Genomic DNA, 26,043 nt, shown 5'->3' on the forward strand with positions numbered 1-26,043 from the left:
CCTGCTTGATTAAAGCCCGACCTAGAGTCGGGCTTTTTCTTACAAATAAACCTGAAACATCTGTAACCGCTCTAGACGGCCTTTATCGGCATATGTGGAAACATGCGCTTAAACATCGCCTATCTCCTACATCTGTAGGGGCAATTGCCGAATACAGTGTACATCCGTACACTGCGCCACCTTTTGTCCCAATAGGCCGTGTCGATGCTGTTTCTGTTACGTATGTTGTTGATGAGCCTGCACTTTATGGTCGCCGGGGTATTGGGCGTGCTTATCGGTGTGTGCCGGCCGTTTAACCCGGATAACAGTCGTCTCTGCGCCCGCCTCTATGCGTTGCCAGCCATGTGGATTCTGCGCCTGAACGTGAAGACGGATGTGGATTCGCTGCGCAACAAACCCGGTACCTGTGTGGTGATCGCCAACCATCAGTCCAACTATGACCTGTTTGTGTTAGGAAATGTGGTGCCGCATCGCACGGTGTGCATCGCCAAGAAAAGCCTGAAATGGGTGCCGCTGTTCGGCCAGTTGTTCTGGCTGGCGGGCAATGTGCTGATCGACCGTGGCAATGCACACAAGGCGCGGCGTGCCATGCTCACCACCACCCATACGTTGCAGCATGAGGACACCTCGATCTGGGTGTTCCCCGAAGGCACGCGCAACCTGGGCAACGGGTTGTTGCCGTTCAAGAAAGGCGCGTTCCATATGGCAATTGCGGCCGGCGTGCCGATCGTGCCGGTGTGTGTCAGCACTTATGTGAAGCAGATGAAGCTCAATCGTTGGGACAGTGGGGATGTGCTCATACGTTCGCTGCCGCCGACTCCTACGATTGGCCTGACAGTGGACGACATCCCTCAGTTAATGATGACCTGTCAGGCGCAGATGGATGAGTGCATTGCCCTGATGGACCGCGAACTTGTAGAAGCGAGCTTGCTCGCGAAGACCGAATAGGCGACGCGGGTCACCTGATAGCGCTGCGTCATCGTTGATGATCTTCGCGAGCAAGCTCGTTCCTACAAGGGAATGGGCAATGTCTGCCAGCAACAACGGAACGTCATTCAGGCTAAGCTGCCCAACATCTGTCCTCTTGATAAGAAGTGATCAGCACCATGGGTAGAGTTGTTGCGGCCGCCGTCTACAGTGCCGGAAAGAAAGTCTCGGATATCACCCTCGATGAAGGCGCAGCCTGGGCCGCCAAACCCGGACACTTTGTGTGGATCGGCCTGGAAGAGCCCAGCGCCCAGGAGTTGAACAACCTGCAACGCCAGTTCAACCTGCACGAACTGGCCATCGAAGACGCCATGGAAAAGCACAGCCGCCCGAAGCTGGAAACCTTCGGCGACGCGCTGTTTATCGTCACCTACTCACCAGTTCGTGAGAACGGCAAGCTGGAGTTTATCGAAACCCATATCTTTGCCGGCAACGGCTACATCATCACCGCACGCAATGGTCATTCGGCGTCCTACGGTTTTGTGCGCCAACGTTGTGAAGCGCGACCACTGTTGCTGGAGCATGGGGAAGACTTCGTGCTCTATGCGCTGCTGGATTTCGTCACCGAAAACTACCAGCCGGTGAGCGAGGCGATCCATGCGGAGATTGATGAGCTGGAGCGCAATGTGCTGTGCAGTTCGCTGAGCGAGGGCGATATCCAGAACCTGCACGGCCTGCGCCGCGACGTGCTGCGGCTCAAGCGTTATGTGGCACCGATGGTGGAGATCAGCCAGGAGCTGCAGAAGCTGAGCTTTCCGTTTATCGACAAGAACATGCGCCCATACTTTCGCGACGTGCAGATCCATGTAACGCGGCAGATGGAAGACCTCACCACCCTGCGCGATATCGCCAGCCAGACCATCGAGATCGGTGTGTTACTGGAGGCCTCGCGCCAGAGCGTAGTGCAGCGCAAGTTCGCCGCGTGGGCGGCGATCCTGGCATTCCCCACGGCAGTGGCGGGGATTTATGGGATGAACTTCCAGAACATGCCCGAGCTGCAATGGCACTACGGCTATTTTGCGGTGCTCGGGTTTATTGCGCTGGGCTGCACAGGTTTATGGGCCAGCTTCAAGCGTTCGGGCTGGCTTTAACGCTGGCGTCCGGCTTGTGGGCGACAAAACGCATCATCCACTCCGCCACGGTTGCGCCGTGGTGGTCGCGTTCCAGGCTGGCAACGCCGTTGGTGTAAACCTTTTCCCCCAGGGTTGTCTGAAGAATCTCCAACAACTCGCGGGAATAGTCTTGGACAAATTCAGGGTGCCCCTGGAAGCACAACACCTGGTCACCGATGTGGTAAGCGGCAATCGGGCAAAACTCACTGGAGGCAATGACCGTGGCATTTTCCGGCAAGGTCGTGACCTGGTCCTGGTGACTGATCAATAGCGTCAGTTCCGGCACCTCGGGGCTCATCCACGGGGCCTTGGCATCCAGCTTGTAGTCATGGATGCCCATGCCCCAGCCTTGGCTCGCGCGCTCAGTCTTGCCGCCGAGCAGCAATGCCAGGAGTTGATGACCGAAGCAGATACCCAACAGCTTGTCACCGCGCTCGTAGCGCTCGAGCACATAGGTCTTGAGGGTCTGGATCCAAGGGTCGGTGCCAAAGGAATCGGCCTTGCTGCCAGTGATCAGGTATGCGTCAAACACTTCATCATCCGGCGGGTATTCGCCCTGCACCACGTTATAGACAACAAATTCGGCGGCAATCGGTTGCTTGGCGAACAGGCGCTTGAACATCTGCCCGTAACCTTGGTACTGATCGATCAAGCCTGGACGCAGGATATCGGTTTCCAGGATGCAGACGCGTAGCGACATAAAAAATACCTGACACGGCGATGGGAATATTGCACACCCCAGAGCCTGCCTTGAAATACACCCTCAAGGCAAGCTCCCCCTCCCACATTTTGCTCAGCGGAACACTTCCCCCTGTGCCGCTTTCTCCAGCAACAAAGCCGGCGGCGAGAAGCGCTCGCCATACTGCTCGGCCAGGTAACGGGCGCGGGCGACAAAGTCGTCCAGCCCGTACTGGTTGATAAACTGCAACGCCCCGCCACTCCACGCGGCAAAACCAATGCCGAAGATCGAACCGACGTTGGCGTCAGCCGTGGACATCAGCACGCCCTCCTCCACACAACGTACGGTTTCAATGGCCTGAATAAATAGCAAGCGGTCGCGCACGTCCTGAGCTGAAATGCGCTTGTCGGGCTGTTCGAAGCGGTTTTTCAACTCGGGCCACAGCTGCTTCTGGCCACCGGCTGGATAATCGTAAAAACCGCCGCCCGCCGCCTTGCCCGTGCGCTTGTATTCGTTCACAAGCAAATCGATCACCGCGGTCGCCGGATGGTTCGGCAGTGCCTTACCTTCGGCCTGTAGATCCTTGGCGGTTTGCTGTCGGATATGACTCATCAGGCTGAGGGAAACTTCATCGGACACCGCCAGCGGCCCCACCGGCATGCCGGCCTTGCGCGCTTCGGTTTCGATCATCGGCGCGGCCACGCCTTCGCCGAGCATGGCGATGCCTTCGTTGGTGAACGTGCCAAACACCCGCGAAGTGAAGAAGCCACGACTGTCATTGACCACAATCGGGGTTTTCTTGATTTGCAGGACGAAGTCGAAACCTCGGGCCAGGGTTTCGTCGCTGGTGTGGGCGCCCTTGATGATTTCCACCAGGGGCATCTTGTCCACGGGGCTGAAGAAGTGCAGGCCGATAAACTTGGCTTGATCGGGGACTGCCGTGGCCAGGCCGCTGATCGGCAAGGTGGAGGTGTTGGAGGCGATCACTGCGTCGGCACCGACCACGCTTTGTGCGGCGGCCGAGACCCTGGCTTTGAGTTCGCGGTCTTCGAACACCGCCTCGATGATCAGGTCGCAGCCGGCCAGATCAGTATCATCCTGCGTCGGATGAATGCGCGCCAGGGTGGTTTCCCGCTGCTCGGCGGTCAATTGCCCACGGCTGACCTTCTTGTCCAGCAACGCTGCCGAGTGTGCCTTGCCTTTCTCGGCGGCAGCGAGGTTGATGTCCTTGAGCACCACGTCGATGCCGGCACAAGCGCTGACATACGCAATGCCGGCGCCCATCATCCCGGCCCCGAGCACACCGACCTTGTGTGTGACGTAAGGGGCAAGACCCTGGGGCCGCGAGCTGCCGGCGTTGATTTCATTAAGCTGGAACCAAAAGGTGCCGATCATGTTTTTCGCCACTTGCCCGGTCACCAGTTCGGTGAAGTAGCGGGTTTCGATCAGGTGCGCGGTATCGAAGTCCACCTGGGCGCCTTCCACGGCGGCGCAGAGGATTTTCTCCGGCGCCGGGAAGCAGCCATTGGTTTTGCTGCGCAAAATCGATGGGGCAATGGCGAGCATCTGCGCGACTTTGGGATTTGACGGCGTACCACCTGGGATCTGATACGCCTTGTTGTCCCACGGTTGCTTTGCCTCAGGATTAGCGAGAATCCAGGCCCGTGACTTGCTCAGCAGCTCATCACGATCCGCCGCCAGCTCATCAATCAAACCTGCTTGCAGGGCCTGGGCGGCCCGGAATTTTTTACCCTCGAGCAAGTACGGCAGGGCTTTTTCCAGGCCCAGCATACGCACCATGCGCACTACCCCGCCACCGCCCGGCAACAGACCAAGGGTGACTTCCGGCAGGCCGAGCTGAACAGCTTTGTCGTCCAGCGCGACCCGATGATGGCAGGCCAGGCAGATCTCCCAGCCGCCGCCCAAGGCCGCGCCATTGATCGCTGCCACCACCGGCTTGCCGAGGGTTTCCAGGCGCCGCAACTGCGCCTTCAACACCAGCACGCTGGCGTAGAAATCCTTGGCGTGAGCCTTGTCGACCTTGATCAGTTCATTGAGATCGCCACCGGCAAAAAAGGTCTTTTTAGCAGAGGTGATCACCACCCCGGCGATCCCATCTTTTTCTGCCTCCAGGCGCGTGACGGTGGCCGCCATGGCCTCGCGATACGCTACGTTCATGGTGTTGGCGCTCTGGCCGGGCATGTCCAGGGTCAGCACCACGATCTGGTCCTGGCCTTTTTCGTAACGAATGGCGTCGGTCATGACAGATTCCTTAGGCTCAGAGGCGTTCGATAATGGTGGCGATACCCATGCCGCCGCCGACACAGAGCGTGGCCAGGCCGTAGCGTTGCTGACGCACCTCCAGCTCATCGAGCAAGGTGCCGAGGATCGCGCAACCGGTGGCGCCAAGCGGGTGGCCCATGGCGATGGAGCCGCCGTTGACGTTGACCCGGGCGGCGTCGATGCCCATGTCCTTGATAAACTTGAGCACCACCGAGGCGAACGCTTCGTTGACCTCGAACAGGTCGATGTCTTCAACCCGCAGGCCGGCCTTGGCCAGGGCCTTGCGAGTGGCTGGCGCCGGGCCGGTGAGCATGATGGTCGGGTCGGTGCTGGTCACGGCCGTGGCAACAATGCGCGCCCGCGGTTGCAGGCCGAGTTCGCGACCTTTGGCCTCAGAGCCGATCAACATCAATGCGGCGCCGTCGACGATGCCGGAGCTGTTGCCCGGGGTGTGCACATGCTGGATGCGCTCCACATGGCTGTAGACCCGCAGTGCGGTGGCGTCGAAGCCCATCTGGCCCATCATTTCGAAGCTGGGCTTGAGCTTGCCCAAACCCTCAAGGGTAGAGTCGCCGCGGATAAACTCGTCATGGTCCAGCAGTACGATACCGTTCTGGTCCTGCACTGCGATCAGCGACTTGTTGAAGGAACCGTCCGCCCGTGCCCGGGCGGCTTTCTGCTGGGACTGCAGGGCAAAGGCGTCCACATCCTGGCGGCTGAAGCCTTCCAGGGTGGCGATCAGGTCGGCGCCGATACCTTGGGGCGTGAAGTGGCTGTGCATATTGGTTTGCGGGTCGAGCACCCAGGCGCCGCCATCGCTGCCCATGGGTACCCGGGACATGGATTCGACGCCGCCAACGACGACCAGGTCTTCGAAGCCAGAACGCACCTTCATCGCGCCCAGGTTGACCGCCTCCAGGCCCGAGGCACAAAAGCGATTGACCTGGACGCCGGCGACGCTGATGTCCCAGTCCGCTGCCAACGCGGCAGTCTTGGCGACATCGGCGCCCTGGTCGCCCACGGGAGTGACGCAGCCGAGCACGATGTCATCCACCTGGCGCGTATCAAGCTCGCTGCGTTGCGCCAGCGCATTGAGCAAGCCGGCCACCAGGTTTACCGGCTTGACGCTGTGCAGGGCACCGTCGGCCTTGCCCTTGCCCCGGGGCGTGCGTACCGCATCAAAGATCAAAGCTTGGGTCATGACATCCTCGAGCCGCTGTGGGTGTATGCCCCTTACCTTAGGCCCGATTGACACGGTTTCAATGACGGATGCGCTCAATGCTTTTGACCCCCTCGCTCGGACGAACGGTAGGTAGCTACGGAAAATGCCTGATTAAACGTTTTAGCTGTCTAGCCCTAGGGCTGGCGCCAAGATGGCAATAAGCCTCATGCCTTTTTTAGCGCAAATGCTGATTAGCTGATATGAAATGGATCTAAGCGAAGTCGAACGCGCGCTCTAAGGTTGAACCTGTAGGGCGCTGCTGCCGGGTCTTGCTGGAGCAGCTGTAAGAAAAGTGCAACGTCAGCTCGCGATACTGGAATAAAACGGCACGCATTTGACGCTCAGGAATAACAACAAATAGGCAGTCAGCCATGTTCAAACATTCGAAAGTACGTCAGGCAGGACTTATTCTGTTCGCCACCACACTGATTCTGATCTTGCCCAACCTGACCAAGGTGCTCGGGTGACGCCCCGCCCCCCAGAAGCCGTGCATATACAGCACCAGGCCTGCAGCTTTTGGCAGCACCTGCCGGAACAGTGCGCTTAGCACTGCCGTTGCGGGCGCTGTCTTTTTTACCTGTCAATTTCCGGTATCGTGAGCGCCATCGCCACCTTGCATCGGGCCGCTGCCTTGAAATCGATCCTCGCCTTATTTGCCCTGCTGCTGAACCTTCCTGCAGCCGCTGCGCAACTCACCATCGACTTGGACCACACCAGCCGGACCTGGCAGACCGCCGATCTGCTCAAGCACCCGCAGGCACAGACGGTACAGATCGTCGATGACGTGTCCTACAAGCGCGACATGACCTATCGCGCAGTACCCCTGGCGGTGCTCCTGCCGGGCCTGAACCCTGCGAGCCACTTGCAAGCGGTTGCCCTGGATGGTTTCGCCGCCGAACTGTCTGCCGCGCCGTTGTTGGAAAAGACCGGTGCCCGCGCCTGGTTGGCGGTGGAAGACCCGGCTCATCCATGGCCCGCCCTGGCGCAAGGCAAACCGAGCGCCGGGCCGTTTTACCTGGTGTGGACCCAACCCGAAGCCGGGCACATCAGCCCGGAACAGTGGCCGTTCCAAGTTTCCAGGATCAAGCAATTGCAGACGGTTGCCGAACGTTTTCCCGCGTTGTTGCCCGACCCGAAACTGGCCGCAAATGACCCGATCAACCAAGGCTTTGCGTTGTTCCAGAAGAACTGCCTGGCCTGCCACCGCCTCAACGGTGCCGGCGATGCCCAAGTGGGACCGGACCTGAACATTCCCTACAACCCCACCGAGTATTTCGGCGGTGATTTCCTCAAGCGTTATATCCGTGACCCGCAAAGCCTGAGGCACTGGCCACAGGCAAAGATGCCGGCGTTTGCTGCCAGTGTATTGCCGGATAACGAGCTGGATATGCTGGTCGAGTATTTGCAGCATATGGCGGGGCGCAAGCACCAACCTTAAGTCTGGAGCAATTCAAAAGTTATTGCTGCTGCACTGAAACCACGGTCGGTGCCACGAATACCTTGGCATGCATCTGCTCATGCCCGCCCCCACGGCGCATACCGCGTACCGGGCAGGCGTCGAGGTAGTCCAGGCCCACGGCCAGTTTCAAGTGCCGCTCCGGCCGGGCCAGTTGGTTGGTCACGTCAAAACTGTACCAGGCGTCATCCAGCCAGGCTTCGGCCCAGGCGTGACTGGCCAGATGTGCGCAGTCTTCGGTGTACAAATACCCCGACACATACCGCGCAGGAACTCCCAGGCTGCGTGCGCAGGCGAGAAATGCATGGGTATGGTCCTGGCACACGCCCGCAGCGCCTGCAAAGGCCTGGGCGGCACAGGTGTCGACTTCGGTAGCCCCCGGCGTGTAGATCATCGCTTGGTTGAGGGCCTGCATCAGGTCAATGAGCGCCGTGCGGTCGCGACGCTGGTGGCAATGCTGCTCGGCAAACCGGCGCAGGGCTTCATCGGGCTCGGTCAGACGCGTGCAGCGCAGGAACGGCCAGGCAGACTGGCTTTCGTGTTCGGCCTCGCGCAACTCGTCGATCTCCACCTGACCACGGGCGCCGATGATAATGGCGTCGTGGGGTTCGTCCAGGGTCAGCACATGCAGGATATTACCGAAGGGGTCCACCTGCGCCCGCACCGGGCGTGGCAGGTCGAGCTGCCAGCTCAATACGTGCTGGCGTTCGCTGTCATGGGGCGTGAGCCGCAGGTACTGGATGCTGGCGCGCACTTGGTCTTGGTAGTGGTAGGTGGTTTCGTGGCTGATGGAGAGTCTCATGCCGCCTCCAGGTAGGAACTGTAGATGGCGTCGCCCAATTGGCGGACCAAGGGGATAAAGTCGGTCAGCCAGGCATGCAGGCCTTCCTCGAGGATTTCGTCGATCGCGGTAAAGCGCAGGCGCGCGTCCATCTCGGCGGCCAGGCGCTGGGCCGGGCGGCCGTTGAGGCCAGGCAGGCTGGCGAGCACTTGGTCGATTTCCTCGCTGCAGGCCCGCAGCGAACGCGGAACATCGGCGCGTAACAGCAGCAGTTCAGCCACTTGCCGGGACCCCGGCGCATCACGATAAATCTCGGTGTAGGCCTCGAACGACGACAACGCACGCAGCAGTGCACTCCATTGGTAATACGCGTGAGCCGTGCCATCGCTGACCGACGCGGCCTGATCGCCGGCCATTTCGTAGCGCGCATCCAGCAGGCGCAGGGTGTTATCGGCGCGCTCGATAAAGGTGCCCAGGCGGATAAAGCGGAAGGCATCGTTACGCATGATGGTGCCGTAGGTGGCGCCGCGGAACAGATGGGAACGCTCCTTGACCCACTCACAAAACCGGCTCATGCCGTATCGGCTCAGCCCCTGCTGGGCGATATCGCGAATGTCCAGCCAAGTGGCGTTGATGTTTTCCCACATGTCGGCGGTGATTCGCCCACGTACCGCATGGGCGCTGGCCCGTGCAGCACCCAGGCAACTGTAGATGCTGGCCGGGTTGGCCGCGTCCAGTGCGAAAAAGTGCAGCAGGCGTTCGGCATGCAATTGGCCGTGGCGCTCGTGGTAATCCTCCAGGGTGCCGGTGATCAACAACGGCATGGCCAGTTCGTGCAGTCCGTCGCCGCGCCCATCCTGGGGCATCAGCGACAGTGAATAGCTGACGTCGAGCATGCGTGCGAGGTTTTCGGCACGTTCCAGATAGCGCGACATCCAGTACAAATCCGAGGCAGTTCTACTCAACATGGCATCAGTCCTCGACCACCCAGGTGTCTTTAGTGCCGCCGCCCTGGGACGAGTTGACCACCAGCGATCCTTCGCGCAAGGCCACGCGAGTCAGGCCGCCGGGCACCACGCGGGTTTCCTTGCCGGACAGCACGAACGGGCGCAGGTCGATATGCCGTGGGGCGATACCGTTTTCGACAAAGGTCGGGCAGGTGGATAAACACAGGGTCGGCTGCGCGATATAAGCGTGGGGCTTGGCCTTGATGCGAGCGCGGAAGGCTTCGATTTCCGCCGCCGTGGACGCCGGGCCAACCAACATGCCATAGCCGCCGGAGCCCTGGGTTTCCTTGACCACCAAATCGGGCAGGTGGGCCAGTACGTGGGACAATTCGTCGGGATTACGGCATTGAAAGGTCGGAACGTTCTGCAGGATCGGCTCTTCATCCAAGTAGAAGCGAATCATTTCAGGGACGAACGGGTAAACCGACTTGTCGTCCGCCACTCCCGTGCCGATGGCATTGGCCAGCACCACATTGCCGCAACGATAGGCCGCAAGCAGGCCGGGCACGCCGAGCATGGAGTCCGGGTTGAAGGCCAACGGGTCGAGGAAGGCATCATCGAGGCGGCGGTAGATCACATCCACGGCCTTTGGGCCGTCGGTGGTGCGCATGAACACACGGTCATCGCGTACGAACAGGTCCGCCCCCTCCACCAGTTCCACGCCCATTTCCCGGGCAAGAAAGGCATGCTCGAAGAACGCGCTGTTGAAGCGCCCCGGGGTCAGCACAACCACGCTGGGGTTATCCAGAGGGCTGGCGCTTTTCAGGGTATCGAGCAACAGGTTGGGGTAGTGGTCGATGGGCGCGATGCGCTGGGCTGCAAACAGTTCCGGGAACAGGCGCATCATCATCTTGCGATCTTCGAGCATGTAGCTGACGCCACTGGGCGTGCGCAGGTTGTCTTCCAGTACGTAGTAGGTGCCGTCACCATCGCGTACGAGGTCGACCCCGGAAATGTGGGAATACAGATCACGGTGCAGGTCCAGGCCCTGCATTGCCAACTGATACTGCTCGTTGGCCAGTACCTGCTCGGCGGGAATAATGCCGGCCTTGATAATGCGTTGGCCGTGGTACAGGTCGGCGAGGAACATGTTCAGTGCCTTGACCCGTTGGATGCAGCCGCGCTCGACAACCCGCCACTCGCTGGCCGGAATACTGCGCGGAATGGTATCGAAGGGAATCAGGCGCTCAGTGCCCAGCTCATCCCCATAGAGGGTGAAGGTGATACCGGCGCGGTGGAACAGCAAATCGGCTTCACGCCGACGCTGGGCCAGCAATTCGGTGGGGGTGTCGGCCAACCAGCGGGCGAACTCGCGGTAATGAGGACGGACCTGCCCTGCCCCATCGTACATTTCATCGTAATAAGTGCGGATCATGCCGTACTCCTTGTCACCCGGACGCGAGAACCTTCGCAAGGCCCGTGCCAGCGGCATAAACACTTAATAATCAACGATTTGAATAATTCAGGCGGCTTCGTCGCACCATTCAGGTGCGTAGAACGTGCCCGTTGCATGTCGCACGCTTCATTGCAACGCGGCCCTTGGCTATCGACAGCATAGCCAGAGTTGATTTCACTGCCCGGCCGGCGCTGCGGATAATCACCTCCATCGGCTGAACAGGACATGTCCTACAGCGAAACCCTTTGTGCAAGCGGTACTGTGTTACTTCGTGTACTGATCTGCTCCCTCGAGCTTCCCTTTCCGCCACCCTACTGGGGTGGCTTTTTTTTGCATGTAACAAAACCAGTGCAGGTCACCCCCAAACAAAATCGGCCGACCCAAAGGTCAGCCGATACGCTGCGCTGCTCATAAAAACCAACTACATGGGTAACCCACGCACCTCCTGCTTGACGCCCCATCCTTCGATGATCCCACCCAGGGGCTCGACCACCGCCTCGAAGTCTTGCTCGAAGTCTCCTATGCCGTCGTAGGTTGCAAACATGATTTTGCTCAGTTCCAGGTACCACGCGCCATCGTCGCGCGCGCTGACCTGGGCATTCAGGGATTCGCCACGAAATCGACCCGCAGCCCTGCGCGCCCGTTCCTCATCCGGGAAAATGGCGTAGAACTCAATGGGGTGAAAACGCGAGAAATCGAAGCCGCCTTCTTTCATGCGGCGCAGGACGTTGGTACTGATGTCTTCTTGATAGGCTGTGCTCATGAAAAGTGCTCCTCAAATGATGGATAGACTTTCCGTGCTTCCCGAAGCTCGCGCCCTACTGGCGCGAGTACTACGGCAGGAACAACACCGCTGGAAAACAAGCATGTAGCTGACAAGACCAGACCTTAGCGATTCATTCGCTGATCTCGATTGCAGAGTAGCGCGAAGCTATCACCTCCACCAGAGGTGCTTGATGGGTCTAACGGAAATATTCAGGCCGCGGGTTCGACCTTGAGGTCCTTGATACCATTTTGATCATGCAGGCTCTTGACCGTGGGCTCGGGAACACGATCGGCAAGATCGTTAAGGTCCAGCTTTTCTAACACCGGCGACACACGCACCCGCACCATCTGTGCGGCTTCTTCCAGCGTCGGCTCATGCTCGCAGTCGAATTGCTCGACTACCGGCTCGCCACGGTCATTGATGAAAGAAACATTCCACTTCGGCATCGGTGCCTCCTCGATAAAACCCTATGTGTGGGCTTACATCTATCTGGACCTTGAGGCTTCGCCAAACGTTCCACCCAAGGCAGGAGGCACCGGATCAGTTGCGCTTATTTTTCAGCGCGTCCCTTAAGGGCCTTCAGGGTATTGAACGGCGCCTCCACCACGAACTTGTTGGCCAACCAAGACGGCACGCTGCCGCCCGGCTCGGTGTGCACTTGGTAGGTCACTTCGGTCTCATTGGCGCCCTTGGGCACCAGTTTCCAGAAGCCTTCGACCTGAGCGACCCGTACATAGCCTTTTTCTTCCGGCTTGTAGGTAGGCACGCCCTGCAAGGTGCGGGTTACGCTGCCATCGGCGTTTTTAGCGGTTGTGACATGAATATACGAGTCACGATCACTCACCGGAAACGGTGCCTTGAATTGCGTGTAGGTCCAGGCCTCGTCGCCTTTCTTGTCGACCAGTTTCTGGGATTTACACTCGTGAATCCACGCGCAGGCACCCGCCACGTCTTCTTGCAATGCAACGATCTTGGCCACAGGCGCCTTGATCACGGTCACGCCGCGATACGCTTTGTACTTGGAGCCGGCAACTTCGCTCAGGGACACCTTGATACCGTCTTCGTCCTTGGCCACTTGCCATTCCTCAGCTTGGGCAGTAGCAGCAAACAGCAGTGTAAAACCGCACAACACGGCCAGTCGTTTCAGCGAACCCATTGTTGTATTCCTTATTGTTGAAGTTCCAATAGTAAAGCCCATCAAGCCGCCGTCATCTGCTCCCACCAGCCGATCAAGCGAATTGCATCGGCCTGGTCATTGCCACAGACCTCGATATCAGCCTTGAAATCACTGCACACCGCCGGCCGTTCAGGCAGGCCGAACAGCTGGCACAGTTGTCCGACCGACAGGTGCAGGCAGCGAACGCCTGCAGGCTTGCCCTGGGGCATTCCGGGCAGCGGCGAACTGATGGAGGGGGCGATGCAGCATGCGCCACAGCCTTCACGGCATTTCATGACCAGCAGGTCCTCGACGACTCAATAGGGATGGCCGGGCTAGAGTACGCCCTTAAACAGCCGTTTTAAAATGGTCAAACAGGGGTTTTTCGCGCAAAACAAAAGTGACCGACCAGTCTGCGACAGATGGTCGGCAACCTGGGTCACGCGTAGCGGCAAAGTTTATTGCTTGAATTCGAAATCCAGCGCGGCACCTTCAACATCACGGCGCTCATCGTTGCGCAGTTGCAGCTTCATCTCATTGCTGAGCAAGCGGCCGTTGATCTGGAACGCACTGTTGTCGGTGGGCTTTTCGCCAAACATCGGCGGCAGCAAGGGCACGCTCTTGGGCTTGGGCATGGTGCCGATCGGCTGCAACAGCCTGACCATGTCCGAGGGCAGCGAAAGGTCCAACTGTGCCGGTGGCAATTTAGTCTGGGCGACTTCATGGGCAGACTTGGACTTGCTCGCAACGGGCGCGCGCTTTTTGCTCGCTGCGGCTTTTTTCTGTGTGGCCGGGGCTTTTTTCACGGGCGTCGGCTTCTTCACGGAGGCCTTCTGCTCAACACTGGCAGCCGGCGTGCTATCGCCCACCGGCGTGGCTGCCAGCACCCCGCTAACATTGCACAGGCTCAACAAGCCAATCACCAAGGTAACGCGAAAAATAGATGTCATATCGCCAACAGCGTTAACGGCAGAAGGCCATATGCTCGCTTGTTGTGCACGGCATGACAAGGGCGCAGATCAATGCTGTCCCCTTTGCACGCCTCAAAAACCCGCCGCAGTCTCCTGGCACAGCTGGCTGGCCAGCATGCCCAAGGTCATCAACGCCCGCTCTGCCTCGCGGTTCCAGGGAGTACCGCAGTTGATGCGAATACAGTGGTTGAACTGTTCCGTATTACTGAAGATCAGCCCCGGCGCAATACTGATGCCCTGTTGCAGGGCACGTACGTGCAGTTCCTGGGTATTGACCCGACCCGGCAAACTGACCCACAGGATAAAGCCGCCGGTTGGACGGGTCATCTGGGTACCTTCGGGGAAATATTGCTGCACCGCCAGTTGGAAGGCGCTGAGGTTCTTGCGGTATTCCTGGCGGATGTAGCGCAGGTGGCGGTCGTAGCCACCGTTTTCCAGGTAAGCCGCGACACCCATCTGGGTAACACTGCATGCTGAGTGGGTACTGAACATCTGCAGGCGCTGGATCTCCTGCTGGTACTTGCCGGCGATCATCCAGCCGATGCGCACACCTGGGGACAAGGTCTTGGAAAAACTCGAGCAGTAGATGACCCGGTCAAGGCGGTCGTAGGCTTTCAGAGCCTTGGTGCGACCCAGTTCGAACATCAGCTCGCCGTAGATATCGTCCTCGACGATCTGGATATCGAAATCCGACGCCAGGCGCAGCAGTTGTTTCTGGCGCTCCTCGGGCATGGTGCCACCCAGGGGGTTGCTCAGGCGCGCGGTGAGCACCAGCGCCTTGATCGACCACTGGTTGGCGGCCAGTTGCAGGGCTTCCAGGCTCATTCCCGTGGCTGGGTCGCTGGGGATCTCGATAACTTTCAGGCCGAGCAAATCGGCGAGTTGCAACAAGCCGTAGTAAGTCGGTGATTCGGCGGCGATCAGGTCACCAGGCCGCGTGAGCACGCGCAAGGACATCTGCAACGCGTCGACGCAGCCGTGGGTGATCACCACCTCGGAAGGGTCTACCACCACACCGGCATCGCGCATGCGGATCGCCACCTGGCGGCGCAGCGGTTCAAAGCCTGGGCTGAACATGTAGCTGAAGGCCCGCGGGCTCTGGAACCGTGTGACCTTGGCCAATTGCTGGTGCAGCGCCCGTACAGGAAGATAGTCGACACTCGGCACCGCGGCGCCCAAGGGGAACACCCCTTCACGGCGCGACTCGACCAATACCTGCTGGATGATACTGCTGCGGGTGACCAAGCCTGGACGTTCGACCCGCGCAATATCTGGCGTCGGCGCCGTGAGTGCGGGTGTCTGGTGCACGTAATAGCCCGACTGCGGCCGCGCCCGGATCAGCCCCTGGTCTTCCAGGTTGGCATAGGCCTGCAGCACCGTGGCATGGCTTACATTGAGCTGGGAACTCATCTTGCGCACCGACGGCACGCGCTCCCCCGGTTGATAAACACCGCGTCGGATGTCCTCAGCCAGTTGCTGGGCAATACGCTGGTAAAGCAACAGATTGGTCATGACGCAGCACTCGATTTCACGGGTATTTTATTTTTGTGTGAAACATACCAGCACAGTTTAGAAGTGTACGGGGACAGTTGTCACGATAGTCGAGCGCGCGTGGGAGTGATAGCAAAAACTTTAAAGGGAGTACGCCTGACAAAATGTGGGAGGGGGCTTGCTCCCGATAACGGTGTATCAGTCAAAAATGTTGCAACTGAACTACCGCTATCGGGAGCAAGCCCCCTCCCACATTGAATTTCGTCAGACTTCAGCGAGCAGCGCCCAGTTGGCCTTTCTCGTCGGAGAATACGATTTCCACGCGGCGATTCTGTGCGCGGCCTCGTTCGGAGGCGTTGGCTTCTACCGGATACTGATCGCCATAACCCTGGACCTCGATACGCTTGTCATCGATACCCAGGTCCATCAACAGGTCCGCCACCGATTGGGCACGGTCGCGGGACAGCTTGAGGTTTTCCTGCTCGCCCCCGGTGTTGTCGGTGTAGCCCTCGATGCGCACACGACGCTTGGGGTTAAGTTGCAGAAACTGCACGATCTTCAACACCGTGCGGTTGGCCGAGTTGGCCAGTTCCGCTTCGCCGGTGTCGAACAGCACATCTCCCAGCGTCATCACCAAGCCACGGTCGGTCTGGGTGGTGAGGCTGGCAATTTGTGCTTCAACCCACTTGCCCTGTTGCTGCACGCTGGCCAGTTTGTTTTCGCGCAGGGCCAGTTGCAGGCGCTGGCGTTCCAATTCGAGTTGGACGCCGCGTTCTGCGTTGAGGCCTTGCTCGGTGTGTTCACGGGCGATGGCGCTGTAGCGCTGGCTCAGGTAGGCGTAATGCACCACATCGGCGCCGCTGCCCCAGTAGCTGGACAAGCGATCGGCACGGGCCAGGGACTCGCCGGCGCGGATCACATCCTTGGGGGCGAAGCGCAGCACGTTGGCGTCCTCCTTGACCTTCTGAAAGTCATCGCCGGCCTGTTGCAACGCCTGCTCGCTGCTGGGTTGACTGGCGCACCCGCCGAGGGCTGCGCTGCCCAGCAGCAACACACAGCCTAAACTACGGATCATCGGGCTCATTGCGCGTCTCCCAACTGCAGCTGCTTACGCAGGCGGGTGATGCGGGTATTGAGCACGTTCAATTGCTCCTGGCTCTTGGCGGTGAGCACTTTAGCCTCGGCGAGACGCGCATCCAGCTCAGCCTGCTCGGCTCGCATACGCGCACGCTTGTAGGATTGGTCGGCCATGTTCGCCTTGGCCCTGGCGAATTTTTCTTCGGCCAGTTTCAGCTCGGGCGATTCGTCGGCGTTGACCCCGACCGCGGTGGCTTGCTCCAAGGCTTGCTGGGTCAGGCGCATTTGTTCATTCGGCGCAGGATCGGTTGCACATCCCGCCAGAGCGACAACGGCGAGGGCCGCGAAAAGAGGTCGAAAAATCACTGTAAATCCCTACTGTGTTGGGGTGCCGACGGGCTGTTGCAGTTGCGCCTTCCAGCGCTCCAGATTGCGCTGCAGCGCGGCTTGCGCGACACCGGACGCGGGCAATTCTGTCATCTTTTTCGCCAACTGTCCGCGCAGCCATGGATCATTGCATGCTGAGTTGTGGGAAATCGCCAGGTACAAGCCGGGCTGATCGACAGGCTCCTCATGGGCGACCAAGTCGTCACTCATGCCCAACGTCTGGGCCATGGCCATGCCGGAATAGCGCCCGGCCAGCACGTAATCCACCTCACCCAGCAACAGTTTCTGGAATGCCGGCGTCAGATTGGGCAGGCGTTGCAGGCTGAGCTGCTGGCTGGCGAAGGTTTCGAATTCAGCGCTCAAGCGGGCGCGCTCCGATACCGCGCCCTTGTGGCCATGCAGGTCAGCCACTGAGGTGTAGGCCAGCTGTGAATCCTTACGTGTCCAGACCAGGTAATCGGTCTGCATCAACGCCGGATGGATGTAGTCGAAGTTTTCCAGTTCACCGAGGTTCAGCGGCGCGTCGGCGAGGATGTCCATGCGCCCGCTGCGCGCTTCATCCAGGGCCAGGGGGCGTTTGCCGCCGTAGAGCAGGTCGATTTTCAGCCCGAGGTCCTTGCCCACTTGTTGCAGCACCTCGGCGGTAGCGCCGATCAGGTGCGTCGGGTCCTGGGGGTCACGCCACAACAAAGGTGGCGCATCAGGGCTGCCGGTGATCACCAGGCGCTCGCACTTGCCGGCGGCCAGTGACAGGCTCGGCAGCAGCACAAGGCCCAGCAGTACAGTCCAGGGGCGCAGCTCCATGGCATGTTCCTTCGTAAAGTTCTTTGTAGAAGCGAGCAAGCTAGCTCCTACAGGGAATAAAAAAGCCCGGTCACAAGACCGGGCTCTTTATAAGTGAAGCGGCTGGATTAGACCAGCTTCTCCAACTCAGGTACGGCTTCGAACAAGTCAGCCACCAGGCCGTAATCGGCGACCTGGAAGATCGGCGCCTCTTCGTCCTTGTTGATCGCGACGATCACTTTGGAGTCCTTCATACCGGCCAAGTGCTGGATCGCGCCGGAGATACCGACGGCAATATACAGCTGTGGCGCAACGATCTTGCCGGTCTGGCCGACCTGCATATCGTTGGGTACGAAACCTGCGTCGACGGCTGCGCGGGAAGCGCCGACCGCAGCGCCCAGCTTATCGGCCAGGGCGTACAGGTGCTTGAAGTTGTCACCGTTCTGCATGCCGCGGCCGCCGGAAACGACAATCTTGGCAGCCGTCAGCTCAGGGCGATCGGACTTGGCCAGCTCTTCGCCAACAAAACTGGACGTGCCAGCGTCGTGGGCAGCAGAGACGGCTTCAACGGCGGCCGAACCACCTTCGGCGGCAACCGGATCGAAACCGGTGGCGCGTACGGTAATGACCTTGATCGCTGCGTTGGATTGCACGGTGGCGATGGCGTTACCGGCATAGATCGGGCGCTTGAAGGTATCGGCGCTTTCTACCGAGATGATCTCGGAGATCTGGTCAACGTCCAGTTGCGCGGCAACCCGTGGCAGGATGTTTTTGCCATTGGAAGTGGCGGCAGCCAGGATGTGGCTGTAGTTTTTGCCCAGCTCCGCAACCAGAGGAGCCACGTTTTCCGGCAGCTGGTGCGCGTAAGCGGCATTGTCAGCGTTCAGGACTTTGCTTACGCCCGCGATTTTCGCAGCGGCTTCAGCCACGGCACCAGCGCCTTGGCCGGCCACCAATACGTGGATGTCGCCACCGATTTTAGCGGCTGCGGCCACGGTGTTCAGGGTGGCCGGGGCCAGCACCTTGTTATCGTGTTCGGCGATTACGAGGATAGTCATGATCAGATCACCTTCGCTTCGTTTTTCAGTTTCTCGACCAGTTCAGCCACCGACTTGACCTTGATGCCCGCGCTGCGTGCTGCCGGCGCTTCAACCTTGACGGTCTTGTTGCTGGATTCGGTAGAAACGCCCAAAGCATCCGGAGTCAGCACTTCAAGAGGCTTCTTCTTGGCTTTCATGATGTTTGGCAGAGACGCATAGCGCGGCTCGTTCAAACGTAGGTCGGTGGTGACGATGGCCGGCAGTTTCAGGGAAACCGTCTGCGCGCCACCGTCGATTTCACGGGTCACCGCGACGCTGTCGCCGTTCACTTCGACTTTCGAAGCGAAGGTGCCCTGGCCGTAACCGGTCAGTGCGGCCAGCATCTGGCCCGTCTGGTTGTTGTCGCTGTCGATGGCTTGTTTGCCGAGGATCACCAACTGAGGCTGTTCCTTGTCGACAACGGCCTTGAGCAGCTTGGCAACCGCCAGGGAGGTCAGCTCTTCGGCGGATTCGACCAGGATTGCGCGGTCGGCACCCAGGGCCAAAGCGGTACGCAGCTGCTCTTGGGCAGTGGTCGGACCGATGGACACCACGACGATTTCAGTCGCAACACCTTTCTCTTTCAGGCGTACGGCTTCTTCCACAGCGATTTCGCAGAAAGGGTTCATCGACATCTTGACGTTAGCAAGGTCGACGCCGGAATTGTCCGCCTTGACGCGAACTTTCACGTTGTAATCGACAACGCGTTTGACAGCTACAAGAACCTTCATGGATTCCTCGTTACTCTCCGGTGAAAAGAAAGTCGCCTAGGCGAACCTGGCGGTTGATGCTCATCGGCACACAAGGGCACCTCCAAAGACTTCGGCAGTGGCCTTGCACACGGGAAGTGACGACCGTTCGTCAGTGGTGACTGAGAGGTCATTCTTTATCGCGGCGTGTAAACTGCGCCCCTGTGTGCGGGTACGCGTCACATTTTTACCTTCGGCCGGCCTTTGGACGTGCTCTTGAAACCTGCAGTCTGCCTACGGGAAGCGCAAAACCGACCGTATCTTGACCGGAACGCCTATTCTGGTCAATACGGCAAAATGGTCAGTCATAAGCCCCGTTGCTTTGATTTACCTAGGCTGCGGGCAATTCAAACAAACGTTTGTATTGGACGCTGCCAGTGGTCTATATATAATGCGCCACCTAGAGAGACAGGTGGGTGCTGCCGTTGAGCAGAACCCCGCCGAACCTCCACCCATTAGAAAAAAAAGCCTGTTGAGCCTTGAGTAGGAGATAGCCTGTGGAACGCGAATACATGGAATTCGACGTGGTCATCGTCGGCGCTGGCCCGGCTGGCCTGTCTGCCGCCTGCCGCCTGAAGCAGAAGGCCGCCGAAGCCGGTAAGGAAATCAGCGTCTGCGTGGTCGAGAAAGGCTCCGAAGTCGGCGCCCACATCCTCTCCGGTGCCGTGTTCGAACCCCGGGCCCTGAACGAACTGTTCCCGGACTGGAAAGAGCTCGGCGCCCCGCTCAACACGCCGGTGGTGCGTGACGACATCTACGTACTGCGCAGCAGCGATACCTCCACCAAGGTTCCCGACTTCTTTGTGCCCAAGACCATGCACAACGAAGGCAACTACATCATTTCCCTGGGCAACCTGTGCCGCTGGCTGGCCCAGCAAGCCGAGAACCTGGGCGTAGAAGTCTACCCAGGCTTCGCCGCCCAGGAAGCGCTCTTCGACGAGAACGGCGTGGTGCGCGGGATCATCACCGGCGACCTCGGTGTCGACCGTGAAGGCAAGCCCAAGGAAGGCGTATACACCCCGGGCATGGAATTGCGTGGCAAGTACACGCTGTTTGCCGAAGGCTGCCGCGGCCATATCGGCAAGCAGTTGATCCAGCGTTTCAACCTGGACAGCGACGCCGACGCCCAGCACTACGGCATCGGCCTGAAGGAAATCTGGGAAATCGACCCGGCCAAGCATCAGCCAGGCCTGGTGGTGCACACCGCCGGTTGGCCGCTGGATATCATGAGCGCCGAAAACACCGGTGGTTCGTTCCTCTATCACCTGGAAAACAATCAGGTAGTGGTCGGCCTGATCGTCGACCTGTCCTATAGCAACACCTTCCTGTCGCCCTTCGATGAGTTCCAGCGCCTCAAGCACCACCCGGTGCTGGCCCAGTACCTGGAAGGCGGCAAGCGCGTCAGCTACGGCGCCCGCGCCATCTGCAAAGGTGGCCTGAACTCCCTGCCCAAAATGGTCTTCAAGGGCGGTGCGCTGATCGGTTGCGACCTCGGCACCCTGAACTTCGCCAAGATCAAGGGCAGCCACACCGCGATGAAGTCCGGCATGCTCGCCGCCGATGCGGTTGCTGATCGTCTGTTTGCCGAATCCGAAGGCGGTGACGAGCTGACCGCGTATGTCGACGGCTTCAAAGCCAGCTGGCTGTATGAGGAACTGTTCGCCACCCGTAACTTCGGCCCGGCGATGCACAAGTTCGGCCCGATCATCGGCGCCGGCTTCAACTGGTTCGACCAGAACATCCTCGGCGGCAAGATGCCGTTCACCCTGCACGACACCAAGCCGGACTATGCCTGCCTCAAGCTGGCCAAAGACTGCAAGAAAATCGACTACCCCAAACCCGACGGCAAGTTGAGTTTCGACAAACTGAGCTCGGTGTTCATCTCCGGTACCAACCACGAAGAAGAGCAGCCTTGCCACTTGAAGTTGAAAGACCCGAGCATCCCGATCGGCACCAACCTGCCGCTCTACGATGAACCGGCGCAGCGCTACTGCCCGGCCGGCGTGTATGAAGTGATCACGAAGGAAGACGGCGAGAAGCGCTTCCAGATCAACGCCCAGAACTGCGTGCACTGCAAGACCTGTGACATCAAGGACCCTTCGCAGAACATCACCTGGGTGACACCGGAAGGTGCGGGCGGGCCAACTTACCCGAATATGTAAGCCACTGAGGCTCCCAATTGGGAGCCTTTTTTATGGCCAACATCAATCCAAATGTGGGAGGGTGGTTTGGCCTGAAATGCTACGCAGCGCGCTCTTCACCAGGGTTACGCAGGAAATAGCGCTTGTACTCGCGACTGAACTGCGACGTGCTCTGATACCCCACGCTATGCGCCGCCTGCGCCACACTCATGCCGTCTATCAGCAACAATTGCTGGGCCTTCAACAACCGCAGGCGCTTGAGGTACTGCACCGGCGACAACAAGGTGCAGCGCTTGAAATGCTCATGAAAGGTCGAGGCACTCATATGGGCATAACCGGCCAACGTCTCGATATTCAACGGCTCGGCGTAATGGGCATGCAGGTGGTTCAATGACGTGGCGATTCGCGAAAACTGCCCCTGCTGTTCCACCAACGCACGCAACACATCCGCCTGGGGCCCACGCAACGCGGTGAACAACAATTCGCGTACCCGCGCCGGGCCCATGATCCGGCTTTCCAGCGGATCGTGCAGGCACTGCAACAGCCGCTCCACGCAGCCGCGCATGGCATCGTCCAGCACCACCGAACTCATCGACTCCAAGGTCTGCGCCGTCGGCGGTGGTCCGCCCTGCATGCCCATGGCAATGACCAACTCCCCCAGCACCACCCGATCGATACCCACCGTCACGCCCAACAGCGGCGCGCCAGGCGCCATGGCAAAGGTCTCGCACTCGAACGGCACCGGCATCGCCTGGACCAGGTAATGCCCGGCGCCATACTCCAGCGTTCTCGGGCCGAGGTAGGCAACCTTGCTGCCTTGGGCCACGAACATCAGGCTTGGCTCGTAGATCTGCGGCCCACGCGCCACGTCGCAACTGGCGCGCAGCACCTGCACGCCGGGCAGGTTGGTCGGGGAGAAACCGTCGCGGGGCGCGAGCCCTTCAATCAGGGACACCAGCGTGGCGTTGGCGTCGAGATGGCGGGTCAACAACATGGCAAAAAACTTCGTGAACAAGGGATGAGAGCATCATCGCAGGTCTGACGGCGAATACATCCAAAGCAATGCCAGTCCCGGACGAATAGGCATGAGACTCGGAGCATTTGCCATGTTCGCGCCCATGACCCAAGCGCAGAATGCGCCGCCTCCCCAGTCCAAGCTTTAGCGAGGTTTACCATGTACACCGCCATCGGTTATGCCGCCCAGTCGGCCACCACTCCCCTCGCCCCCATGTCGTTTGAACGCCGCAGCCCGCGCGTCGATGACGTGGCCATCGAGATCCTCTACTGCGGCGTGTGCCACTCCGACATCCACCAGGCACGCAACGAGTGGGGCATCGCCGTTTACCCGCTGATGCCGGGCCATGAGATTGTCGGCAAGGTCACCGCTGTCGGCACCAATGTGACCGCACATAAAGTCGGCGATCTGGTCGGCGTCGGTTGCATGGTCGACTCGTGCCGCCACTGCGAAGCCTGTCAGTCAGACCTCGAGCAATACTGCCTCGAAGGCCCGACCATGACCTACGCCACCCCGGACCGTGTGGATGGCAGCAACACCATGGGTGGTTACTCCGACAGCATCGTGGTCAGCGAGCACTTCGTGGTGAAAATCCCGGCCAAGCTTGACCTGGCCAGCGCCGCGCCGATCCTGTGCGCGGGCATCACCACCTACTCGCCGCTCAAGCACTACGGCGTGAAGGCCGGCGATAAAGTCGGGGTTCTCGGCATGGGTGGCCTGGGCCACATGGGTATCAAGTTTGCCAAGGCCATGGGCGCCGAAGTCACGCTGTTCACCCGCTCCGCCAGCAAGGCCGAGGAAGGCCGTCGCCAGGGCGCCGACCATGTGATCGTGTCCACCGATGCCGAGCAGATGAAAGCCGCTGCCGGGCACTTCGACTTCCTGCTGGACACCATCCCGGTGCAACACGACCTGAACCCCTACCTCGATGTACTGCGCTTTGACGGTGTGCATATCCTGGTCGGCCTGATCGAGCCGGTGGACCCGCCCGTCAATGCCGCAAAGTTGGTGCTGGGCCGTAAAGTACTGGCCGGTTCGCTGATCGGCGGTATTGCCGAAACCCAGGAAGTCCTGGATTTCTGCGCCGAGCACAACATCACCTGCGACATCGAAATGCTCGACATCCGCCAGATCAACGAGGCTTACGCACGCATGATCGCGGGTGACGTGAAGTACCGCTTTGTCATCGACATGGCGAGCCTGAAAGCCTGATCAGGCTTTCGCGCCCAACTCCGCTGACAGCCGGGCTGCGACCTGTTTGATCACAGGGATCAGCTCGGCCATTTTTTCCAGCGGCATGTAGGGCACGGTACTGGCGATGCTGATGCCGGCGACTATACGCCCGCTGGCATCACGCACCGGCGCGGCCACACAGCGGATCGATGGCTCGTTATCTTCGAGATCGAAGGCATAGCCACCCGCCACATATTCACCCATGCGCTGCTTGAATTGCGCCCAGGATTGCTCCGGGTGCTGCGGCCATTGCAGGTTTTTGCCTGCCGCCGGCAAGCTGACTTCGTAGAGGCGCTGCCACTCCTGCGGCGAATCATCCAACAACAACGCCTTGCCGATGCCGGTGCGCGCCAGCGGCATGCGATGACCGACCCGCGAGCGCATCTCTGGGCCATTGCGACCGGGGTTCTTGTGCAGGTAAAGCACGTCGTCGTATTCACGAATCGCCAGATGGATGGTGTCGCCCGTCAAGGCCGACAGCTCGTCCAGATACGGCACCGCCAGGCTCACCAATGGCAGCTCTTCGCGGGCCTGGAAGCCCAGCTCGATCAGCTTTGGCCCCAACAGGTAGCCGACCTGCGGCACCACGCGCAGGTAACGCTCATCCACCAGGCAACTGGCTAGGCGATGCGTGGTGCTGCGGGTGGTGCCGATGCGCCGGGCGATCTCCTTGAGATCCCGCGCACCGGCCGCCACCGCTTGCACCACGCCCAGGCCACGCAGCAGGGTCTGGGTGCCGGTGGGGGCGGCGTCTTTGACGGGGGTGTGGGCGTTTTCCTGCATATCCGGGCCTATAAATAAAAAAGCGGGGGCATTATGGCAAATACCGCCCTTCAATACAGAGCAGATCCAAATGTGGGAGGGGCGGTGCGACGATTCGACTTGCTCCCGATAGCGGTGGGTCAGTTACAGATTTTCTATCTGATACACCGCTATCGGGAGCAAGCCCCCTCCCACATTGAGTCCTCACCTGGCATAACTCAGCGTTGTTTCATGCGGTCGATGATGACCGCCAGCAGCAGGATCGAGCCGCGAATCACGTACTGGTAAAAGGTGTCGATGTTTTTAAGGTTCATCGCGTTCTCGATGATCGCCAGGATCAGCACACCCGCAATCACGTGGCGGATCATGCCGATGCCGCCACTCAGCGATACCCCGCCCAGTACGCACGCAGAGATCACCGTCAATTCGAAGCCCTGGCCGATCATCGGCTGGCCGGAGGTCATGCGCGAGGCGAGGATCACCCCGGCCAGTGCACCGATCAAACCGTGCACGGCAAAGATAATGATCTTGGTGCGGTCAACATTCACACCTGCCAATAGCGCAGCTTCTTGGTTGCCACCAATCGCCATGGCGTTGCGCCCATAGCTGGTGTAGTTGAGCAGCCAGCCGAAGAATACAAAGCACAGCACGGTGATGAGAATCGGCACCGGCACGCCCAGCAGCTGGCCGTTGCCGAACACAAAGAAGCCTTCGTCCATCACCCCCACCGCCTTGCCGTTGGAGAAGATGTAGGCCAGGCCGCGTACGATTTGCATGGTCGCCAGCGTCGCAATCAGTGCATTGATGCGCAGCTTGGCAATCACAATGCCGTTGATAAGCCCTACCACCAGGCCCATGGCCAGAGCCGCCGACACGCCGAGTGCCACACTGTCGGTGTCGCGGATCACAATCCCCGCCACTACGCCGGCGCAGGCGATCACCGAGCCCACCGACAAATCGAAATGCCCCGAGGCCAGGCAGAACAGCATGGTGCACGCGGCGATGCCCACGGTGGAAATTGCCAGGCCAAGGCCGCGCATGTTCAGCGGCGAAAGGAAGTTGTCGATAAACACCGCGCTGAGCACAAATATGCCCAACGCCGCTAACAGCATCACCCAGTCATCGAGAAATTTGCGCTGGTTGAATGCCGGCCAGAAGCCCTTTGCAGTTTTTACCTGAGTCATAGCCAAACCCTCTTATTCTTCAAGCCCGCGAACGCGGGAGTGCCAGTTGCAACAGGCGCGCTTCATCCGCCTGCGCGCGGGGCAGTTCACCGGTCAAGGCGCCTTCACTCATCGCGAGGATACGGTCGGCAATGCCCATCACTTCCATCAGGTCACTGGACACCACGATCACCGCAATGCCGCTGGCCGCCAGGTTATGGATGATCTGGTAGATCTCTGACTTGGCGCCGATATCGATGCCACGGGTGGGTTCGTCCAGCAGCAGCACCTTCATCGGCATCGACAGCCAGCGACCCAGAATGGCCTTCTGCTGGTTGCCACCGGAG

General features: G+C 59.8%; 25 protein-coding genes and 1 pseudogene. 5 read left to right on the plus strand and 21 right to left on the minus strand.

The genetic code is table 11. From position 1 onward, the window contains the following. Nucleotides 1-204 precede the first annotated feature (204 nt). Together QZR30_RS27300 and QZR30_RS27305 are read left to right on the plus strand one after the other, a co-directional pair. The gene (locus QZR30_RS27300; RefSeq protein ID WP_068967598.1) at nt 205-948 is read left to right on the plus strand and encodes a 1-acylglycerol-3-phosphate O-acyltransferase; all 744 of its coding nucleotides are present in this window, start codon (nt 205-207) and stop codon (nt 946-948) included. Between the two features lie 158 nt (nt 949-1,106). After that, on the plus strand, nt 1,107-2,078 hold the full coding sequence (locus QZR30_RS27305) for a magnesium and cobalt transport protein CorA (protein WP_043047199.1): 972 nt from the start codon (nt 1,107-1,109) through the stop codon (nt 2,076-2,078). Here the strand turns inward: QZR30_RS27305 and QZR30_RS27310 are convergent. From QZR30_RS27310 to QZR30_RS27320, 3 genes are all read right to left on the minus strand, one after another. Next, the gene (locus QZR30_RS27310) at nt 2,056-2,799 is read right to left on the minus strand and encodes an amidotransferase (RefSeq protein WP_043047168.1); all 744 of its coding nucleotides are present in this window, start codon (nt 2,797-2,799) and stop codon (nt 2,056-2,058) included. The genes QZR30_RS27305 and QZR30_RS27310 overlap by 23 nt on opposite strands. 93 nt (nt 2,800-2,892) lie before the next feature. Further along, a complete protein-coding gene (locus QZR30_RS27315; protein ID WP_311904708.1) occupies nt 2,893-5,040 on the minus strand; it encodes a 3-hydroxyacyl-CoA dehydrogenase NAD-binding domain-containing protein in 2,148 nt (715 codons plus the stop codon). A 16-nt stretch (nt 5,041-5,056) separates the two neighbouring features. Next, entirely contained in the window at nt 5,057-6,262 is a 1,206-nt protein-coding gene (locus QZR30_RS27320) for an acetyl-CoA C-acetyltransferase (protein ID WP_311904710.1), read from the minus strand. Between the two features lie 652 nt (nt 6,263-6,914). Between QZR30_RS27320 and QZR30_RS27325 the strand changes: the two genes are divergently transcribed. After that, on the plus strand, nt 6,915-7,721 hold the full coding sequence (locus tag QZR30_RS27325) for a c-type cytochrome (RefSeq protein ID WP_068967792.1): 807 nt from the start codon (nt 6,915-6,917) through the stop codon (nt 7,719-7,721). A gap of 19 nt (nt 7,722-7,740) precedes the next feature. On the opposite strand, the gene QZR30_RS27330 is transcribed toward QZR30_RS27325, so the two are convergent. The 14 genes from QZR30_RS27330 to QZR30_RS27395 all read right to left on the minus strand — a co-directional run bounded on the left by QZR30_RS27330 (nt 7,741) and on the right by QZR30_RS27395 (nt 19,364). Continuing rightward, a complete protein-coding gene (locus QZR30_RS27330) occupies nt 7,741-8,541 on the minus strand; it encodes a transglutaminase family protein (RefSeq protein WP_046069118.1) in 801 nt (266 codons plus the stop codon). Continuing rightward, a complete protein-coding gene (locus QZR30_RS27335; protein ID WP_046069119.1) occupies nt 8,538-9,488 on the minus strand; it encodes an alpha-E domain-containing protein in 951 nt (316 codons plus the stop codon). The genes QZR30_RS27330 and QZR30_RS27335 overlap by 4 nt, the downstream gene beginning before the upstream one ends. Before the next feature lie 4 nt (nt 9,489-9,492). After that, nucleotides 9,493-10,902, minus strand: a complete 1,410-nt coding sequence (locus tag QZR30_RS27340) for a circularly permuted type 2 ATP-grasp protein (RefSeq protein ID WP_056845677.1) — start codon at nt 10,900-10,902, stop codon at nt 9,493-9,495. 442 nt (nt 10,903-11,344) lie between these two features. Then, nucleotides 11,345-11,686 carry a ribonuclease E inhibitor RraB gene (locus QZR30_RS27345; RefSeq protein ID WP_003193463.1) on the minus strand — a complete coding sequence of 114 codons (342 nt, stop codon included), beginning with the start codon at nt 11,684-11,686 and terminating at the stop codon, nt 11,345-11,347. A gap of 212 nt (nt 11,687-11,898) precedes the next feature. Beyond that, the gene (locus QZR30_RS27350) at nt 11,899-12,135 is read right to left on the minus strand and encodes a hypothetical protein (RefSeq protein WP_046069121.1); all 237 of its coding nucleotides are present in this window, start codon (nt 12,133-12,135) and stop codon (nt 11,899-11,901) included. A gap of 104 nt (nt 12,136-12,239) precedes the next feature. After that, nucleotides 12,240-12,845 carry an START domain-containing protein gene (locus QZR30_RS27355; protein ID WP_046069122.1) on the minus strand — a complete coding sequence of 202 codons (606 nt, stop codon included), beginning with the start codon at nt 12,843-12,845 and terminating at the stop codon, nt 12,240-12,242. 41 nt (nt 12,846-12,886) lie between these two features. Further along, a complete protein-coding gene (locus tag QZR30_RS27360; protein WP_043047177.1) occupies nt 12,887-13,141 on the minus strand; it encodes a YkgJ family cysteine cluster protein in 255 nt (84 codons plus the stop codon). A 162-nt stretch (nt 13,142-13,303) separates the two neighbouring features. Then, nucleotides 13,304-13,795 carry a hypothetical protein gene (locus tag QZR30_RS27365; protein ID WP_046069123.1) on the minus strand — a complete coding sequence of 164 codons (492 nt, stop codon included), beginning with the start codon at nt 13,793-13,795 and terminating at the stop codon, nt 13,304-13,306. Nucleotides 13,796-13,888: 93 nt separating this feature from the next. After that, on the minus strand, nt 13,889-15,328 hold the full coding sequence (locus QZR30_RS27370; protein ID WP_311904713.1) for an aminotransferase-like domain-containing protein: 1,440 nt from the start codon (nt 15,326-15,328) through the stop codon (nt 13,889-13,891). Nucleotides 15,329-15,578: 250 nt separating this feature from the next. After that, nucleotides 15,579-16,391, minus strand: a complete 813-nt coding sequence (locus QZR30_RS27375) for an OmpA family protein (protein ID WP_046069125.1) — start codon at nt 16,389-16,391, stop codon at nt 15,579-15,581. Next, on the minus strand, nt 16,388-16,750 hold the full coding sequence (locus QZR30_RS27380) for a DUF4398 domain-containing protein (RefSeq protein WP_046069126.1): 363 nt from the start codon (nt 16,748-16,750) through the stop codon (nt 16,388-16,390). Before QZR30_RS27380 ends, QZR30_RS27375 begins: the two co-directional genes overlap by 4 nt. Nucleotides 16,751-16,759: 9 nt before the next feature. Further along, a complete protein-coding gene (locus tag QZR30_RS27385; RefSeq protein WP_311904715.1) occupies nt 16,760-17,575 on the minus strand; it encodes a substrate-binding periplasmic protein in 816 nt (271 codons plus the stop codon). A gap of 107 nt (nt 17,576-17,682) precedes the next feature. Further along, the gene (locus QZR30_RS27390) at nt 17,683-18,612 is read right to left on the minus strand and encodes an electron transfer flavoprotein subunit alpha/FixB family protein (RefSeq protein ID WP_046069128.1); all 930 of its coding nucleotides are present in this window, start codon (nt 18,610-18,612) and stop codon (nt 17,683-17,685) included. A gap of 2 nt (nt 18,613-18,614) precedes the next feature. Then, complete coding sequence (locus QZR30_RS27395; RefSeq protein ID WP_311904716.1) at nt 18,615-19,364, minus strand: electron transfer flavoprotein subunit beta/FixA family protein; 750 nt, start codon at nt 19,362-19,364, stop codon at nt 18,615-18,617. A gap of 515 nt (nt 19,365-19,879) precedes the next feature. Between QZR30_RS27395 and QZR30_RS27400 the strand changes: the two genes are divergently transcribed. Then, entirely contained in the window at nt 19,880-21,544 is a 1,665-nt protein-coding gene (locus tag QZR30_RS27400; protein WP_043047184.1) for an electron transfer flavoprotein-ubiquinone oxidoreductase, read from the plus strand. Between the two features lie 79 nt (nt 21,545-21,623). Here QZR30_RS27400 and QZR30_RS27405 read toward each other — a convergent pair whose 3' ends face one another. Next, nucleotides 21,624-22,517, minus strand: a complete 894-nt coding sequence (locus QZR30_RS27405; RefSeq protein WP_046069129.1) for an AraC family transcriptional regulator — start codon at nt 22,515-22,517, stop codon at nt 21,624-21,626. A 180-nt stretch (nt 22,518-22,697) separates the two neighbouring features. Here QZR30_RS27405 and QZR30_RS27410 point away from each other — a divergent pair, with 180 nt between their 5' ends. Beyond that, complete coding sequence (locus tag QZR30_RS27410) at nt 22,698-23,750, plus strand: NAD(P)-dependent alcohol dehydrogenase (protein ID WP_046069130.1); 1,053 nt, start codon at nt 22,698-22,700, stop codon at nt 23,748-23,750. Here the strand turns inward: QZR30_RS27410 and QZR30_RS27415 are convergent, their stop codons facing one another. From QZR30_RS27415 to QZR30_RS27425, 3 genes and pseudogenes are all read right to left on the minus strand, one after another. Then, complete coding sequence (locus QZR30_RS27415) at nt 23,751-24,554, minus strand: IclR family transcriptional regulator (protein WP_046069131.1); 804 nt, start codon at nt 24,552-24,554, stop codon at nt 23,751-23,753. It lies immediately after the preceding gene. 197 nt (nt 24,555-24,751) lie between these two features. Continuing rightward, entirely contained in the window at nt 24,752-25,717 is a 966-nt protein-coding gene (gene araH, locus QZR30_RS27420) for an L-arabinose ABC transporter permease AraH (RefSeq protein WP_311904719.1), read from the minus strand. Nucleotides 25,718-25,736: 19 nt separating this feature from the next. Beyond that, a pseudogene (locus tag QZR30_RS27425) lies at nt 25,737-26,043 on the minus strand (hypothetical protein); the annotation flags it as partial.

The sequence above is a fragment of the Pseudomonas sp. rhizo25 genome (assembly GCF_031931935.1).
Taxonomy (GTDB): Bacteria; Pseudomonadota; Gammaproteobacteria; order Pseudomonadales; family Pseudomonadaceae; genus Aquipseudomonas; species Aquipseudomonas synxantha.